Origin of the sequence: Rickettsia endosymbiont of Seladonia tumulorum (genome assembly GCF_964030815.1) — a bacterium.
Lineage (GTDB): Bacteria > Pseudomonadota > Alphaproteobacteria > Rickettsiales > Rickettsiaceae > Rickettsia.
Window position 1 is genome coordinate 1 of record NZ_OZ034963.1, and the last position, 14726, is coordinate 14726.

Sequence of the window (14726 nt, forward strand, 5' to 3'; positions counted from 1 at the left end):
TGACATTGATTTCCAATCCTATTAAAATATTAGATAATAAACCACCAATTTGGCTAATGCGACAAGCTGGTAGATATTTGCCTGAATATATGGCAGTAAGAAAAGAGGTAAAAAATTTTTTAGAATTTTGTTATGATGTAGATAAAGCAACAAAAGTAACACTACAACCAATAAAGCGTTTTGGTTTTGATGCAGCAATAATTTTCTCTGATATACTTGTACTGCCGCACGCTCTCGGTTGGGAAGTAGATTTTAAAGAAAACATAGGTCCAGTACTAAAGCAATTTAAATCAAAAGAAGATTTTAAATATTTACAAAGTAATTCAAGTGATAAATTAGAAAAAGTATATGAAATAGTAAAAAAAGTAAGGAAAGAATTACCTAAATCTACTTCTCTAATAGGTTTTGCTGGTAGTCCTTGGACAGTAATGACTTATATGTTAGAAGGAAAAGGTAAACAAGACTTTAGAGTTAGCAAAAAATTTATTTATGAAAATGAAGAATTAGCAAAAGAATTACTTGAGTTTATTACAGAAAAAACAATTCATCATCTTATAAATCAAATAAAATCAGGTGCAAATATAGTAAAAATCTTTGATTCATGGGCTGGTATTTTACCGGAAGAAGAATTTGATGATTTTGTGATAAGACCAACGAAGAAAATAATAAAGAATATAAAAGAAGCTTTTCCAAATATTCCTATTATTACTTTTCCTAAAGGTGCAGGGCTTTTATATGAAAAATTTTTAGAAGAAGTACCAACAGATATTTTAGCTATTGATCCATTAATACCGCTTGAGAAAATGAAATTGTGGAGTAATAAAGTAATAGTGCAGGGTAATTTAGATCCGGTAATATTGCTTACTAATAAAAAAATAATAAAAGAAAAAATCCATAAAATTTTATCAATAATGGAAAATAAGAATTTTATTTTTAATTTAGGACATGGTATTTTACCGGAAACACCGCCAGAAAATGTAGAATTTTTAGTAAAATGCATTAGGGAATATGAATATAAATAAAAAAAAAAATAGCAATAGTGCTTTTTAATCTAGGTGGTCCAGATAGTCTTAAATCAGTGAAGCCATTCTTATTTAATTTGTTTTATGATAAAGCTATTATTAATCTACCTAACCCGTTACGTTATATTATTGCTAAATTAATATCTACAACGAGAGAAAGGAAATCTCAAAAAATATATTCTCTAATAGGGGGTAAATCGCCTTTACTTGAAGAAACAGAGAAACAAAAACTAGCATTGGCAGAAAATTTAAAACAAGCTACCAATGAAGATTTTAATATCTTTATAAATATGCGTTATGCCTCACCAAAAATAGAAGAAACCATAAAGCAAATAAAAGAATATAATCCTACAGAGGTGATATTATTACCCCTATATCCACAATTCTCAACAACAACTACAGGTTCATCGGTAAAGAATTTTTTAAGTAACTTTGATTTTAATATTCCGGTTAAAGTTGTTTGTTGTTATCCAGTAGAAGAAAATTTTGTAAAAGCTCATACTGCTTTAATAAAAGAAAAAATATTTGATAAAAATTTTCGAATATTATTTTCAGCTCATGGTTTGCCTCAAAAAATAATAGATGCAGGAGATCCATATAGTTTTCAAGTAGAAGAAACAGTAAAAGCAGTAGTTAAAGAGTTAAATATAAAAGATCTAGATTATAAAGTAACTTATCAAAGTAGAGTAGGACCTGTAGAATGGTTAAAGCCAAATACAGAAGATGAAATAGAAATAGCAGGGAAGCAAAATAAAAATATAATAATTGTGCCTATAGCTTTCGTTTCTGAACACGTAGAAACACTAGTTGAGCTCGATATTGAATATAAGTTAATTGCAGATAAGTATAAAATAAAATATAATAGAATCGCGACGCTTAGCACAAATAAAATTTTTATTAAAAGTTTGACAAGTACTTTATTAAAATTTATTAATAAAAAAGAGGGTGATTTTTTAGTAGCTAGTAGTAATAGTGAAAGAATATGTCCTGATAAATTTAGTAAATGTTTGTGCTTTACCTCATTCCCGCCTATGCGGGAATCCAGTAAATAAAAAATTATAAAAACAAGGATAGAAAATGGCAAATTACTACCTATGGTTTAAATCAATTCATTTAATTTCTGCGATATGCTGGATGGCAGGATTGTTATATTTACCACGGATATATGTTTATCATACTAAGGTCAAAGTAGGTAGTGAAACAGATAAAACTTTCCAAATAATGGAATTAAAGCTCCTTAGATTCATCATGAATCCCGCAATGATTAGCACCTTTATATTTGGTTTAATAAATGCTTATATTTATGGATTTGCTGCCCTTGATGCTTGGTTTCATGTTAAGATGTTTGCAGTATTAATTTTAGTAATATTTCATGGCTTACTTGCAAGATGGCGAAAAGATTTTGCCATTGGCAAGAATGTTCATTCAGAAAAATTTTACCGCATAGTAAATGAAATTCCTGCCATTTGCATGATTGTTGCGGTTATTATGGTTATAGTAAAACCTTTTGACTGATATAGTAATAGTAAACTGATTTGAACGCATGTAGCACGTTGTTTTCTTAGTCTCTTATCTTTTTAAAAAATTCTTTCATTAATAAGGCAGAATCTTCAGCAAAAATTCCACTATATATCTCCGGTCGGTGAAAGCAGGCTTTGCTGTTAAAATATCTCAAATTGCTCTCAACTGCTCCGTGTTTTGAATCAGAAGCACCATAAAATAAACGTTTCAATCTGCTATGAGCGATAGCTGTAGCACACATAGCACAAGGCTCTAAAGTAACGTATATATCGTAATTGCTTAAATTTTTAGAAGATATAATTTTATATGCTTCATTAATTGCAATAATTTCAGCATGATAAAGAGCATTATTTTTTTCTTCTGTGTTGTTATAACTTTTAGCTATAATTTTCTGATTTTCTCTATCAACAATAACTGCTCCAACCGGCACTTCGTTTTTACTAAAAGCAAGTTCTGCTTGTTTTAAAGCTTCTCGCATAAAAAAATTATCAAAATTCATCATTCATCTGACAATATATTCACGATAATTGACATGCTCTTCCACCCCATAAGGGTCTTGATGGATTATTATTTCAGAGTCAGGGAATTCTTGTAATATATCAAAAGCAATTTCATCGCTAATTTCATGAGCATTATAAAGCGACATATTGCCATCCATTTCCAAGTGGCATTGTATAAAAGCTTTTTGGGCGGCATATCTAGTTTTCATTTCATGCACACCTTTCACGCCACGATGCTTATTAATTATTGCAATAATTTTTTGTCTGTCTTGTTCTGGTAATTCATGATCAACTAAATTTTTAAAAGCTTTTTTAAATAAGGAATAAGAAGTATGAAATATATATAATGCAATAACCACTCCAAATAAAGGATCAACAAACCAAAAACGATCACTTAAATTTAAAGAGATAATTACTATAACATTAGTAAGTAAATCGGTAAAATAATGTAGCTTATCAGCTTTAATTATATCTGATTTAGTTTTTTTTATTACATAGGTTTGATAAAGCACTAAGATAATTGTTAAAAATATACATATGTACATTATCATCGTACCATCGCTAATATTTTCTGGTTTAGTTTTTTCAAACAAGGATTTGATAGAGGAAAAACCGACAAAAAAAGCTGATGCAAAGAAAAATATTGATTGAGAGAAAAGTGTTAAATCTTGCATTTTTTCATGCCCAAATCTGTGATGATAATCTGGTGGTTGCAATGCAAATCTTAAAGCTATTAAATTTATAAAAGAAGAAGTTATATCAAGCATTGAGTCAATCAAAGAAGCAAGTATTGATTGCGAATCAGTCACAAACCAAGCATATATTTTTACGCTTAGAATAATTAATGCCGTAGTAACTGATAAGTAAGATGCCGATTTTATTAATAAATTACGACTATTAATATCCATAAATAATATTTCCAATTCCTTTTAGTAGTTTAACAAAGAAAATATAAAATTCAATTAGAATTAGGTTTATACTTTACAAAATTCCAAAAACCGTATATAGTACTTTAAAATGAGAAATCATATGAAAATAATATCTAAAATTATTGTTATATTACTTGCAGCTTCAATGTTGCAAGCATGCCAAGGTCCGGGCGGCATGAATAAGCAAGGTAGTGGTACGCTAATCGGTGGAACAGCCGGTGCATTACTAGGTTCTCAATTTGGCGGTGGTACAGGACGACTTGCTGCAGTAGGAGCAGGTGCATTACTTGGTGCAATCCTTGGTAACCAAATTGGTGCAGGTATGGATGAACAAGATAGAAAACTTGCAGAGCTTACCTCCCAAAGAGCTTTAGAAGCTGCACCAAGTGGTAGCAGTGTACAATGGCGTAATCCTGATAATGGTAATTATGGTACTGTAACACCAAGCAAAGCTTATAAAAACAATACCGGTCAATATTGCCGTGAATATACCCAAACAGTTGTAGTAGGCGGAAAACAACAAAAAGCTTATGGCACTGCCTGCCGTCAACCTGATGGACAATGGCAAGTTGTTAATTGATTATTGAAGCGTCATTGCGAGCGACTGCAAGGAGCGTGGCAATCTCAGGAGACTTTACGAGATTGCCGCGTCGAGGCTTTGCCTCTCCTCGCAATGACGTTATAAACAAAAAGAGGTTTCAATGACTTTTGAAATAACAAGTACGGCGTTTAAGCATATTACTTGTAAAGGTCAGAATATTTCTCTGCATTTAGAGTGGAGCGGCTTCCCTTCAAATACTAAATCTTTTGTTTTAATTATGGATGACCCAGATGCTCCGGTAGAATTAGCACCGCCGCACGGCATATGGGATCATTGGATAATCTACAATATTCCGGCTTCTATAACGCAGCTCCAAGAAGGAGAAGTAAATGACGATATTAAAGTTTTAAATAATGGTTGGAAAGAAAAGAAATATGGTGGTCCATGCACACCAGCAGGTAAGCCTCATCGGTATTTTTTCAAGCTATATGCTTTAAATGATTATCTTGAACTTGAAGAAAATGCTAGCAAGCAGGATTTAGTACTAGCTTTGCAAAAGCATTTATTAGGTCAGGCGGAGCTGATAGGTATTTACTCGACGTAAATAATTCTCTATGTCATTCCCGCGAAGGCGGGAATCCAGAAAAAAGTCTGTCATACCGCGGCTTGACCGCGGTATCTCAGGACATATTCTATGGCACAAGATCCCGTGATCAAGTCACGGGATGACAATGATAATTGACTAGATTCCCGCCGTTGCTGGGAATGACATCGAAGCCACGGGATAACAGAAGTAAACTAGTCCATGCAGTCCATAATAGAATTTCATAACGTATCTAAAAAATTCGGTAATAAGTTACCGATAAATAACGTTAGTTTCACTGTTAAAAAAAATAATATTACCACTTTAATAGGACCAAACGGGGCAGGTAAAACTACTATAGTTAGGCTAATGCTTGGGCTTGAAAAACCAACAAGTGGCGAGATTATAATTGATCCTAGATTAAAGATCGGTTATGTGCCGCAAAAATTTAACTTAAGTTCTGATTTGCCAATTACAGTAAAGAAGTTCTTAGATTTACTAGCACCAAATAATCTTGCTAATGATATTAAAGAAATTCACACATTCATCGATTTGGAGCGTTTAAAAGATCAAGAAATTTCTACGCTTTCAGGCGGACAGTTTCAAAAGATAGTTCTCGCATCTTCTTTGCTTAGCAAACCAGATCTAATTATTTTAGATGAGCCACTACAATCTTTAGATGTCACAAGCCAGCAAGAATTTTATCAGCTTATTAGTTTAATCCGTAAGAAGCTAGATATTACTGTTTTCATGATTTCACATGATTTATTTACAGTAATTAAAAATTCTGACCAAGTAATATGCTTGAATGGTCATATATGTTGCACCGGAACTCCAAATGCTATAGCTCCAAACTCTGATTTCTCAAATGCCCTTTCATCTCTAGGCTTTTATACTCACCACCACGATCATAAGCATTAGTCTATCATATGCTGGATAGTATATTTTTTATGTTAACTTAATAGGGATGCATTTTTCTATAGGAGTGTTTAATCCCTCAATGATCGAATCGCTTAATTCTTTGTTAGAAGCTACAAATATTGTTTCTTGTATATCTTCATCAGTAATTAAATATGTCATATTTTATTCCACGAACCACGTTGATCTTGAGTAAAACAGTCTATAGTGTTTTCCTGTTTAGTAATTTGGCTTATTTTTAAATTCAGCTTTTTTAAATCTTCCGGTAAATCAGTTATTATAATTATTCTTTTAAAATCGCTGACATACTCTTTAGCTTGTAAAATTTTCTCTATGTTAGTCGGTGAGATAATAATAAGCACACTAGCGTTATTGGGATTTTGTAGTGTATCAGTAATGTAAATAGGCTGTTTTTCAGGTTGCGGGTCAACTTTACTGCCGTGAGGGATAAATTGTTTGCGGGAATAAGTCCAAAGATTTTTATTTAGCATTTCTTGCTGCTCTGTATCAACAGTAAGTACAACGCTCTTAAGATCAGAATAATAACACTTCTCTATCAAAAGAAAAATTGCTTTCAGCAGTAATTCATCACTTGTTTGATAAATACTAAATTGCTGCATAAAAACCTTAATACTATTCTTATGAGAAAAAATTTAAGTGGTACGGATGAAGGGACTTGAACCCCCACGCCTTGCGGCACAAGAACCTAAATCTTGCATGTCTACCAGTTCCATCACATCCGCATATACTTGTTTTATTTGAAAAATTGGCTGTATCGTTCAATTTTACTTTAATGTCATTCCCGCATAGGCGGGGATCCAGTAACATTTAATGTTTCCATTAAAAAATTATAATACACATCGTATAATTTTTGTAAATCGCTAATTTTGGTATATTCGTTTATTTTATGTGCAGCGTCTGATAATAAACCGAATTCTACTAAGGGGCAATAATTTTTAACAAATCTTGCATCGGATGTACCGCCGCTTGTAGAAAAATTTGGTTTTATATTAAGAGTTTTTTCTACTATTGTAGCAAATTCTTTTATCTTATCATTAGGATTTTGAATAAAACTATCGGCAGAGCTATTATATTCTAGCGTATAATCTAATTTATACTTTTGGCAGTGTTGTTTAATAATTTCTTCTACCTGTTTTGCTAGAGTTTCTGCACTATGCAAGTTATTAAAACGTATATTAAAATGTGCAATTGCTGTTTCGGGAATCACATTTGTAGTATTATTACCAACGTCAATATTTGTTACTTCGAGGTTTGAACTTTGAAAAAATTCAGTACCTTTATCAAGCTTAATATTTGTTAGCTCGTTTAATACTTTTATTAAGCAAGGTAATGGATTATTTGCTTTTTGCGGATAAGCTACATGCCCACCTAAGCCTTTTACAGCCAACTTAAAATTAATACTTCCTCTTCTGCCAATTTTAATCGTATCCCCTATCTCTTTTTCACAAGTAGGTTCGCCGACAATAGCAAAATCAATTTCGTGTCCTTGATTATATATATATTGTAGCATCTCCTTAGTGCCGTGCTTTGCTTTCCCTTCCTCATCGCTAGTAAGTAAAAAGCTAATCGAACCTACAAAATCGGTATTATTTTTTATGAAGTCTAAGCTAGCTGCTAGAAAACATGCAATTGACCCTTTCATATCAACTGCCCCTCTGCCGTATATTTTTCCGTCCTGCTTATGAGCTTTGAAAGGATTAGAATTATACCAAAGGTTAGGATCACCAGCAGGAACTACATCAACATGCCCAACAAAGCAAATATTAGGTTTACTATTGCCATAAACAGCATAAAGATTAGTAACTTGCTCGGTCTCACCAAAAATTTTCACCTCGGTCTTAAAGCCATGTTCTTTAAGCAAATTGTCAATATATTCAATAGCTCCGTTACTTTGGGGAGTTAGAGATTCAAAACTAATTAAGTTTTTTAGGTAGGTAGTGTGCATTAGAGTTATTTTTGACTATCTAGTTGTTGCTAAAATCTTTTTACCAAGTAGTGTGATTTTTTCTATAACAATCTTTTTGGTTAGTAGGAATAATATTTTTAGTATCTCTATATGCAGAGCCAACTAAATTATAATTATTATTCTTTACTTCTTTTAAGTCTATCCTCTCAAAACTAAATTCAAACATATCAATTTTTGAATTTTCAACGACTTTTTTGAAATTGGAAGAATTATTTTTTCTTTTTTTTGTTGTTTGAGGTGGTACTAGTATTTTTTTTTCATAAAACCAATAGTATCTTTGGTAATTAGGTTTATGTGCGTCAGTGAAATAAAGTATGGAAGGTTTTACTCTTGTATAAGGTAAAAAATATGGTAGTAGAATAACGGCTTGTAATCTTGCTTTTGACAATATATTATTTTCTTTGATATATTTAAAAGCTTCTGTTAAAAACCCTCCACTGCCACAAAAAGGATCATATACTGTTTCACCAAATTTAGGGTCTACATAATTGATCGTAAGCTTTATTATATTTTTAGGAGTGAAATATTCACCCAAATAATCACAGGTTGATCTAGTTTTTTCTAAAAAATACTCAAACGCATTATCTTTTATATTTGTTGAAGATAAAATAAGAGGATCAATTATGTTGATAATATGGCGTAGAGTACTAGAATTACTTAGAGAAATAGGGGTAAAAACATCGCCACCATATTTATTCTTAATTTGTTCTATAACATGTCCGTTAATGTAACCGATAATATCGTCATCTGATTGAGCCTTGATGCTATTCCACCAAGATTTTTCATTATTCTCACTTAGTAATTTCAAGAATAATATATTTGCAAATTCGCTAAATCTTTCTATCCCTGCTCGAAGCCCCTCGCTTCTTAAAAGGTTATTTAAGTTTTTAAATACGGATATTAACTCCTCACGTGAGACTTTGACCTCTTTAGGTATAGTCCAAGCTTCGTGGCTATTTACGTCTATAAAAGCTAATAATTCTTTTTCACGCAGTAATTCTTTTACTTCATCGCCGTTTAATATAAGCTCTTTATTGTTAGCGACAAAACGAGCTTCACAATAAGCTCCGTTCATTGCGAATACTATAGGGATATCAAGCAATTTTGCATATTCTGCTGCTTGCTCTAAAGCTTGAGTTAAACCCTTACCTGCTTTCTTTGCTTCTATTATTGCGATAGGTCTATCAGTGTTACTTTCATATAAAATATAATCTGGTCGCTTTCCTTTTAACTTAGTTTGTTCTGTTTTTAATTTAGGCTTTTGAAAATAAACATTTTTTTTAACATCATTATCTATATGCCAACCTTTATTTACTAGGTTGTTACTGATAATCCACTCAGTTTGTTGTTCTGCTAGCATAAAATTTAATACTAAAATATCTTAATTAATAATTATATATTCCTATATATATTCGTACAAGACTATAATGTTACTTAAGCATAAAAACAACTTTTATCCTATTTATAAGAATAAATTACTATTAAAAAGTTTCAATAATTTATATTAATAATCTCGATATAATATTAAATAGCATGAGTATAGATAATAAACTAAAAGAATTAATTAAATCAGGAACTTTCGTTGGCATAATATTAATTATTGCATTCGCTTCAGCAATTACCGTCAGTAATACTAGTCTAAGAGGTCATTATATTTTTCTTATTTACAGCAAAATCGCCTTAACAATAGGAAATATAAGTTTAGAAACGACTTTTATAGAGTTAGTTAATGATGTTCTTATGACTTTCTTCTTCCTATTAATAGGTTTAGAAATGAAATTTCATTTAGTAGAAGGTGAATACAAAAATAAAAGAAAATTAGTATTACCTATGGCGGCAGCACTTGGAGGTGTAGTAGTTCCTACGTTAATATATGTGTTTTTCAATTATAATAAACCTGAATTGATAAAAGGATGGGCAATTCCAATAGCAACAGATACTGCTTTTGTTCTTGGTATTTTATCTTTTTTTAGACGATATATTTCTTTAGAATTACGTGCTTTTATTATTGGTTTCTCATTAATTGATGATGCTGTTGCCTTAATTATTATCGCTTTATTTTATACTAAAGCAATAAATATACTGGCTTTATTTATTTCTTTTGTAATCATAATCATCTTATTTATCTTAAACTACAAGCAAGTAAAGCATCTATTATATTATACAATTATTGGTATGTTTTTATGGATAAGTATGGTTGAGGCAGGTATTCACGGAACTTTATGTGGAGCTATAATAGCACTTTTTATACCAGTTAATATTAAAGGGGAAATTAATAGTTCTTTTCATAAGCTTGAAAAGTTAATACAGCCTTTTGTAAATTATTTTATTTTACCTTTATTTGTATCTGGAGTTCTTCTAAAAGATTTCTCTTTTGGAAGTGTTTGCTCTAGTTTAACTTTTGGAGTAATATTAGGTTTATTTATAGGTAAACAACTTGGGGTTATGCTATTTTCCTATCCATGCGTAAAGTTTAATTTTTGTAGCCTACCAAGTAATACTTCATGGTTAAAATTTTATTCTATAGCAATTCTTGGAGGAATCGGTTTTACTTTAAGCTTATTTATAGGCGGTATTACGTTTGAAAGCGGTTGCCCTTCAAACTCTATGAGAGTAGCGGTAATTATCGGCTCACTACTTTCTGCGTTGTTCGGTATATTAGTAATGAGATATTGTACAAAAAGTAAATAATATAATGCTTTTTCCTATATTTTAAATTGACAAGTTTTTATTTGCTTCATAAAATCTAGATTCAATTTGATAAAGGTAAAATATGCGTTCAATAATTCTAACTTCTATATTAGTCTCTGTAGCTTTCTTAACTAGTGCTTGTAACACAATGCAGGGAGCAGGGCAGGATATGCAAGCTGCGGGTAAAAAACTTGAACAATCAGCAGAAAACAACAAACCTAAAAAAAGTTGTAGCTGTAGTTAATAATAGTTACTAAATGGTCGTTACATTTAACATAACGACCATTCATTTTCTTATCTCTAATTTCAGCTTTTCGACTTCTTCTTTTAGCTCTTCAATTTCTTTTGTAGATAAATCCGTTACTTTTAAAATTATGCTTAGATCTATACCCTCAATTAGCATTTTCTTTGCGATTTCAGCAGCTTTTTTCAGCTCTACCTTTTTTACTATATCTGTTAGCTGTTCTTTAGCATTAGTAAATTTATGTTAGATCTTTTGCTTATTTACCAATCTGTATATTTCTTTTTTGCTATATGTATTTTTAAATTTTTCATAAGCAAGGTCAGTAGTAGTTTTAGCACTTAAATCTTTACTTAAACATGATTCTATAAATCCTATTAAATCAAGCTCCAGCTTTTCTTCTTGTTCTTGTAAAATCCCTGAAATTAGTAATACTATCTCGCCTTTTAGAGTATTATTTTGATAAAATGCTATTACTTCATCAATATTTGCAGTTTTAATTTCTTGATAAAGCTTAGTAAGCTCACGTGCTACACATATTTCACGATTTCCGAGTATTTCCTTAGCTATTAATAAAGTATTTATTAAGCGGGGTGCAGCCTCAAAGAAAATTAGCGTAGCACGAATGTTTGCAAATTCAGTAAAGAGCTTTTTCTTGCTTTCGATAGTTTTAGGTAAGAATCCGCAAAATAGAAAGCGATCAGTAGGTAAGGCAGATAATGTTAATGCTGTGATTGGTGAAGAGACACCAGGCACTATATCTATGTGGAAATTTAGGGATCTTAAATCTCGTACTAATTTATATCCAGGGTCAGAAATTAAAGGAGTGCCGGCATCAGAAATTAAACTTACTATCTTATTTGCTTTTATTAGATTTATAATATTTTCTCTGTCTTTCTCGTCACTATGATCATTATAAACTTGTAATTTAGTACGAATGTCATGTTTTGCTAGCAATTTTTGTGATATTCTAGTATCCTCGCATAAGATAATATCCGAGTTTTTTAGGGTTGATATAGCACGAAGTGTGATATCTTCAAAATTGCCAATCGGTGTCGAAACAATATATAATCCCGCTTTTAAAAACATAATTTTTTAATTTTGTAGTAATATTATGGCTAGTATAACACGAAACTTTGCAAAAATCATTTTAATGTTTTTTTGTTCCTTATATCTATCATCCTGTCAAACTTCCAAAGAAGAAACTATTGTACCTATAAAAAAAGCACAAAAAGAAATTGAGATTGCAATTTTAATGCCTAACCAAGGTCCTGATGGTATTGTTGGTAAGCAATATAAAGATTTGATTAAAATGGGTCTTAATGATGGAGTAAAATCTTATATCCATGTTACGTCATATGATGGTTCAGATGAGAAAAATGTATTAGCTGCTATGGATAAAATAGTAGCACGCAAAACTAAAATTATTCTAGGTCCTTTATATTCTAACTTTACTTCTTTAATAGCCGAAAAAGCCAAAGCCAATAATATTGTTATAATAACTATGTCAAATAACCCTGCTCTTGCAGATGATAAATTATTCGTATTTGGTCATGCACCTTTAAAGCAGCTAATCCGGATCGTTAATTATTATGGAAGTAGTCATAAGGATTTTATGGCATTACTGCCTACAGGCAAACACTCTCAAACTGTTAGCCAAGTTATGCAAAATATTTTGATTCAGAAAAATGCCACCTTAGCACTTACTGAATTTTATGAAGATAATCCTGAATCTATTGCAAAGGCTGTAAAAAATGTTTCGGATAATACCGATATTATAAATGAACGCAGCGATACAACAAAGCCTATTATTTATATATCGGATGATCCAAAAAATTTAAGCCTACTTGCTGGTAGTATTAATAAATATAATTTAGATAAAAAAGCTATATTAATTGGTGATAACCGCATTGATGTAGATTATCCAGAAAATATTGATATTAGCTTTACTGGCTCGTTGAATACTCTTAACAGTAATGTTCCTGAGCGAGCAAAAGCTCTCGGAATCAATCATATGGGTTTTATGCATCTACTTTCCTATGATTTAGGACGTATGACTGCCAGTTTCATAGGAAATGAATTCGATTTAAGTAGATTTTTAAATAGAATAAATAGTAGACAAAATTATATAGGACTATCTGGTAATATCCATTTTATCGATTCAATAGCCCAAAGACAATATGATATTATCAGGAAAGAGAACGGGGATTACTCTACTGTTTCTGGAAGTTAAATAGATAATATTCCATTGATGGTATAGCCTTGTTGCATGGCTTATTTTTTCGTCATTGCGAGGAAATGCATAGCATAGGGCGGAGGCAATCTCAGGAATTTTATACTACCTCATGAAATTGGCTTCTGTCATCCCATGGACAAGTCGACTTTGTTGCATGGGTCATTTTTCCCTGTCATTCTGTGACCCCACCACGGAATCCACAAAATTCAACCGAGTTTATTATACTAATACATTAAATAAGACTTACAAAATCAGATTGACTTATTTAAAGTTTTGCTTAGAATCTTTTTGGGGCAGCTAAATGCTGTTCTGGAGTGTAGAAACCTCTTAAGAACCGATTTATCATTTTATCGTAAAAATGTAATCCTCGATTTTTTTGATCGGGGGGATAATAGGGTATGTTCAGGGCTTATAGCATTTGCTTTAAGCCTAAAGCCTATTATAGCTGTTGTTCTTACGGTGTTTCTAACTCCCCGGTCACCAAAAAAGCTTTGCTTCTTGGTGATCAAAATTAATTCAAAAGAGATTAAACCGTTATGAACAATATTGTAGAAAAAAGAATAGCCCTTATCGAGCCATATTTAGATTTTATTATTAAAAACGAAGAATTATTGCGGGAAATCTATCCAAATGGCATAGATAGGGATTTAATGATAGAGTTTATTTTAGCTAAGAAACCCTATAAATCCTATGCTTATTATACTCTAATTCGTAGTTTATTCAAATCGCCATGCAATAAAATTATACTTATAATTGATAAGCAATTGCCAAAATCCTATTTGGGTTTATTTCGTTCTATTATCTTTGGTACTTTATCATATCTCAAGTTAATTAAAATTTTCATCTATGATGAGAAAGATTTTGTTCTAGATATAAAAGCCTTAAAAAGCAATGAGAATTACTTTTGGTCCTATAAAATCAATTATGTAAAAAAACTGATTAATTGGGAGTGATTAGTTCTGCCCGCATGGATCGAAAAGTGTTCTCGGTGTCATTCCCGCGTAGGTGCAGTAGTGTCCAGAGAAAATTGGAGTATTATTAAAACCGTCATTGCGAGCGGTCGTAGACCGCGTGGCAATCCAGAAAAATAGTAAAAAATAACTAATTTTGGCATTTTTTACTGGATTGCTTCGTCGAATTACTTTGTAATTCTTCTCGCAATGACGAAAAAACTAATAATAACGTTTATTTTTTTCCAGACACTACTGCACATACGCGGGAATGACACCGAAGTCATACAGCAACCTAGGTCAAGCAACTAAATAACACCGAAAACGTTTTTCGATTTAACTTTCTTCCTCTAATAATTCAGAGTTTAAGCCATTCATTATTTCTTCCGCTTCTTCTAAATATTGAGGGGATTTTTTCATTGCATTAAAACTCTTTATAATACCTTCCTGCTCAAATTTAGATTGAAGATTATCAAGTTCATGTATAATTGCTTGACGGATAAAAGCTGTTCTAGATAGCCCTAGTTTTTTAGCAACTTCATTACTTGCTTTAGCTATATCATCAGGTATAGTAATAGATAAATTTGTCATATCAAATTCTATATTT

At 31.4% G+C, this 14726-nt stretch carries 16 protein-coding genes, 1 tRNA gene and 2 pseudogenes; 10 read left to right on the forward strand and 9 right to left on the reverse strand.

The window, feature by feature from the left end:
- Positions 1-36: 36 nt before the first annotated feature.
- The 3 genes and pseudogenes from hemE to hemJ all read left to right on the forward strand — a co-directional run.
- A pseudogene (gene hemE / locus AAHF54_RS00005) lies at positions 37-978 on the forward strand (uroporphyrinogen decarboxylase); the annotation flags it as partial.
- Between the two features lie 40 nt (positions 979-1018).
- Entirely contained in the window at positions 1019-2074 is a 1056-nt protein-coding gene (hemH, locus tag AAHF54_RS00010) for a ferrochelatase (RefSeq protein ID WP_342170245.1), read from the forward strand.
- Between the two features lie 25 nt (positions 2075-2099).
- Positions 2100-2537: a protoporphyrinogen oxidase HemJ gene (gene hemJ, locus AAHF54_RS00015; protein ID WP_341788605.1), complete on the forward strand. Its 438-nt coding sequence runs from the start codon at positions 2100-2102 to the stop codon at positions 2535-2537.
- Between the two features lie 46 nt (positions 2538-2583).
- Here hemJ and AAHF54_RS00020 read toward each other — a convergent pair.
- Both AAHF54_RS00020 and AAHF54_RS00025 read right to left on the reverse strand, forming a co-directional pair.
- Positions 2584-3065: pseudogene (locus AAHF54_RS00020) on the reverse strand (nucleoside deaminase).
- Entirely contained in the window at positions 3046-3951 is a 906-nt protein-coding gene (locus AAHF54_RS00025) for a cation diffusion facilitator family transporter (protein WP_341788607.1), read from the reverse strand. Before AAHF54_RS00025 ends, AAHF54_RS00020 begins: the two are co-directional and overlap by 20 nt.
- A 121-nt stretch (positions 3952-4072) precedes the next feature.
- Between AAHF54_RS00025 and AAHF54_RS00030 the strand changes: the two genes are divergently transcribed.
- From AAHF54_RS00030 to AAHF54_RS00040, 3 genes are all read left to right on the forward strand, one after another.
- The gene (locus AAHF54_RS00030; RefSeq protein ID WP_011478074.1) at positions 4073-4552 is read left to right on the forward strand and encodes an RT0821/Lpp0805 family surface protein; all 480 of its coding nucleotides are present in this window, start codon (positions 4073-4075) and stop codon (positions 4550-4552) included.
- 121 nt (positions 4553-4673) lie between these two features.
- A complete protein-coding gene (locus AAHF54_RS00035) occupies positions 4674-5117 on the forward strand; it encodes a YbhB/YbcL family Raf kinase inhibitor-like protein (protein ID WP_342170010.1) in 444 nt (147 codons plus the stop codon).
- Between the two features lie 201 nt (positions 5118-5318).
- Positions 5319-6017 (forward strand): metal ABC transporter ATP-binding protein, encoded by a 699-nt coding sequence (locus AAHF54_RS00040; RefSeq protein ID WP_341794684.1) that lies wholly within the window; start codon positions 5319-5321, stop codon positions 6015-6017.
- A gap of 27 nt (positions 6018-6044) precedes the next feature.
- On the opposite strand, the gene AAHF54_RS00045 is transcribed toward AAHF54_RS00040, so the two are convergent.
- The 5 genes from AAHF54_RS00045 to AAHF54_RS00065 all read right to left on the reverse strand — a co-directional run bounded on the left by AAHF54_RS00045 (position 6045) and on the right by AAHF54_RS00065 (position 9361).
- Positions 6045-6176 (reverse strand): hypothetical protein, encoded by a 132-nt coding sequence (locus tag AAHF54_RS00045; RefSeq protein ID WP_012152315.1) that lies wholly within the window; start codon positions 6174-6176, stop codon positions 6045-6047.
- On the reverse strand, positions 6173-6634 hold the full coding sequence (locus tag AAHF54_RS00050) for a DNA polymerase III subunit chi (RefSeq protein ID WP_341788610.1): 462 nt from the start codon (positions 6632-6634) through the stop codon (positions 6173-6175). The genes AAHF54_RS00045 and AAHF54_RS00050 overlap by 4 nt, the downstream gene beginning before the upstream one ends.
- Positions 6635-6672: 38 nt before the next feature.
- A tRNA-Leu gene (locus AAHF54_RS00055) sits at positions 6673-6757 on the reverse strand.
- Between the two features lie 53 nt (positions 6758-6810).
- Positions 6811-7980: a succinyl-diaminopimelate desuccinylase gene (gene dapE / locus AAHF54_RS00060; RefSeq protein ID WP_341794685.1), complete on the reverse strand. Its 1170-nt coding sequence runs from the start codon at positions 7978-7980 to the stop codon at positions 6811-6813.
- Between the two features lie 40 nt (positions 7981-8020).
- Positions 8021-9361, reverse strand: a complete 1341-nt coding sequence (locus AAHF54_RS00065) for an N-6 DNA methylase (protein WP_342170011.1) — start codon at positions 9359-9361, stop codon at positions 8021-8023.
- Positions 9362-9534: 173 nt separating this feature from the next.
- On the opposite strand from AAHF54_RS00065, the gene nhaA reads away from it, so the two are divergent.
- Both nhaA and AAHF54_RS00075 read left to right on the forward strand, forming a co-directional pair.
- Positions 9535-10692: a Na+/H+ antiporter NhaA gene (nhaA, locus tag AAHF54_RS00070; protein WP_342170012.1), complete on the forward strand. Its 1158-nt coding sequence runs from the start codon at positions 9535-9537 to the stop codon at positions 10690-10692.
- Between the two features lie 82 nt (positions 10693-10774).
- Positions 10775-10936: an entericidin A/B family lipoprotein gene (locus tag AAHF54_RS00075; protein WP_011478066.1), complete on the forward strand. Its 162-nt coding sequence runs from the start codon at positions 10775-10777 to the stop codon at positions 10934-10936.
- Positions 10937-11179: 243 nt separating this feature from the next.
- On the opposite strand, the gene rsmI is transcribed toward AAHF54_RS00075, so the two are convergent.
- A complete protein-coding gene (gene rsmI, locus AAHF54_RS00080) occupies positions 11180-12022 on the reverse strand; it encodes a 16S rRNA (cytidine(1402)-2'-O)-methyltransferase (protein ID WP_341788615.1) in 843 nt (280 codons plus the stop codon).
- Positions 12023-12047: 25 nt separating this feature from the next.
- On the opposite strand from rsmI, the gene AAHF54_RS00085 reads away from it, so the two are divergent.
- Both AAHF54_RS00085 and AAHF54_RS00090 read left to right on the forward strand, forming a co-directional pair.
- On the forward strand, positions 12048-13166 hold the full coding sequence (locus AAHF54_RS00085; protein WP_341788616.1) for a penicillin-binding protein activator: 1119 nt from the start codon (positions 12048-12050) through the stop codon (positions 13164-13166).
- A 539-nt stretch (positions 13167-13705) separates the two neighbouring features.
- Positions 13706-14122 carry a hypothetical protein gene (locus tag AAHF54_RS00090; protein ID WP_341788617.1) on the forward strand — a complete coding sequence of 139 codons (417 nt, stop codon included), beginning with the start codon at positions 13706-13708 and terminating at the stop codon, positions 14120-14122.
- A gap of 333 nt (positions 14123-14455) precedes the next feature.
- On the opposite strand, the gene AAHF54_RS00095 is transcribed toward AAHF54_RS00090, so the two are convergent.
- Entirely contained in the window at positions 14456-14710 is a 255-nt protein-coding gene (locus AAHF54_RS00095) for a ribbon-helix-helix domain-containing protein (RefSeq protein ID WP_342170013.1), read from the reverse strand.
- Positions 14711-14726: the final 16 nt, after the last annotated feature.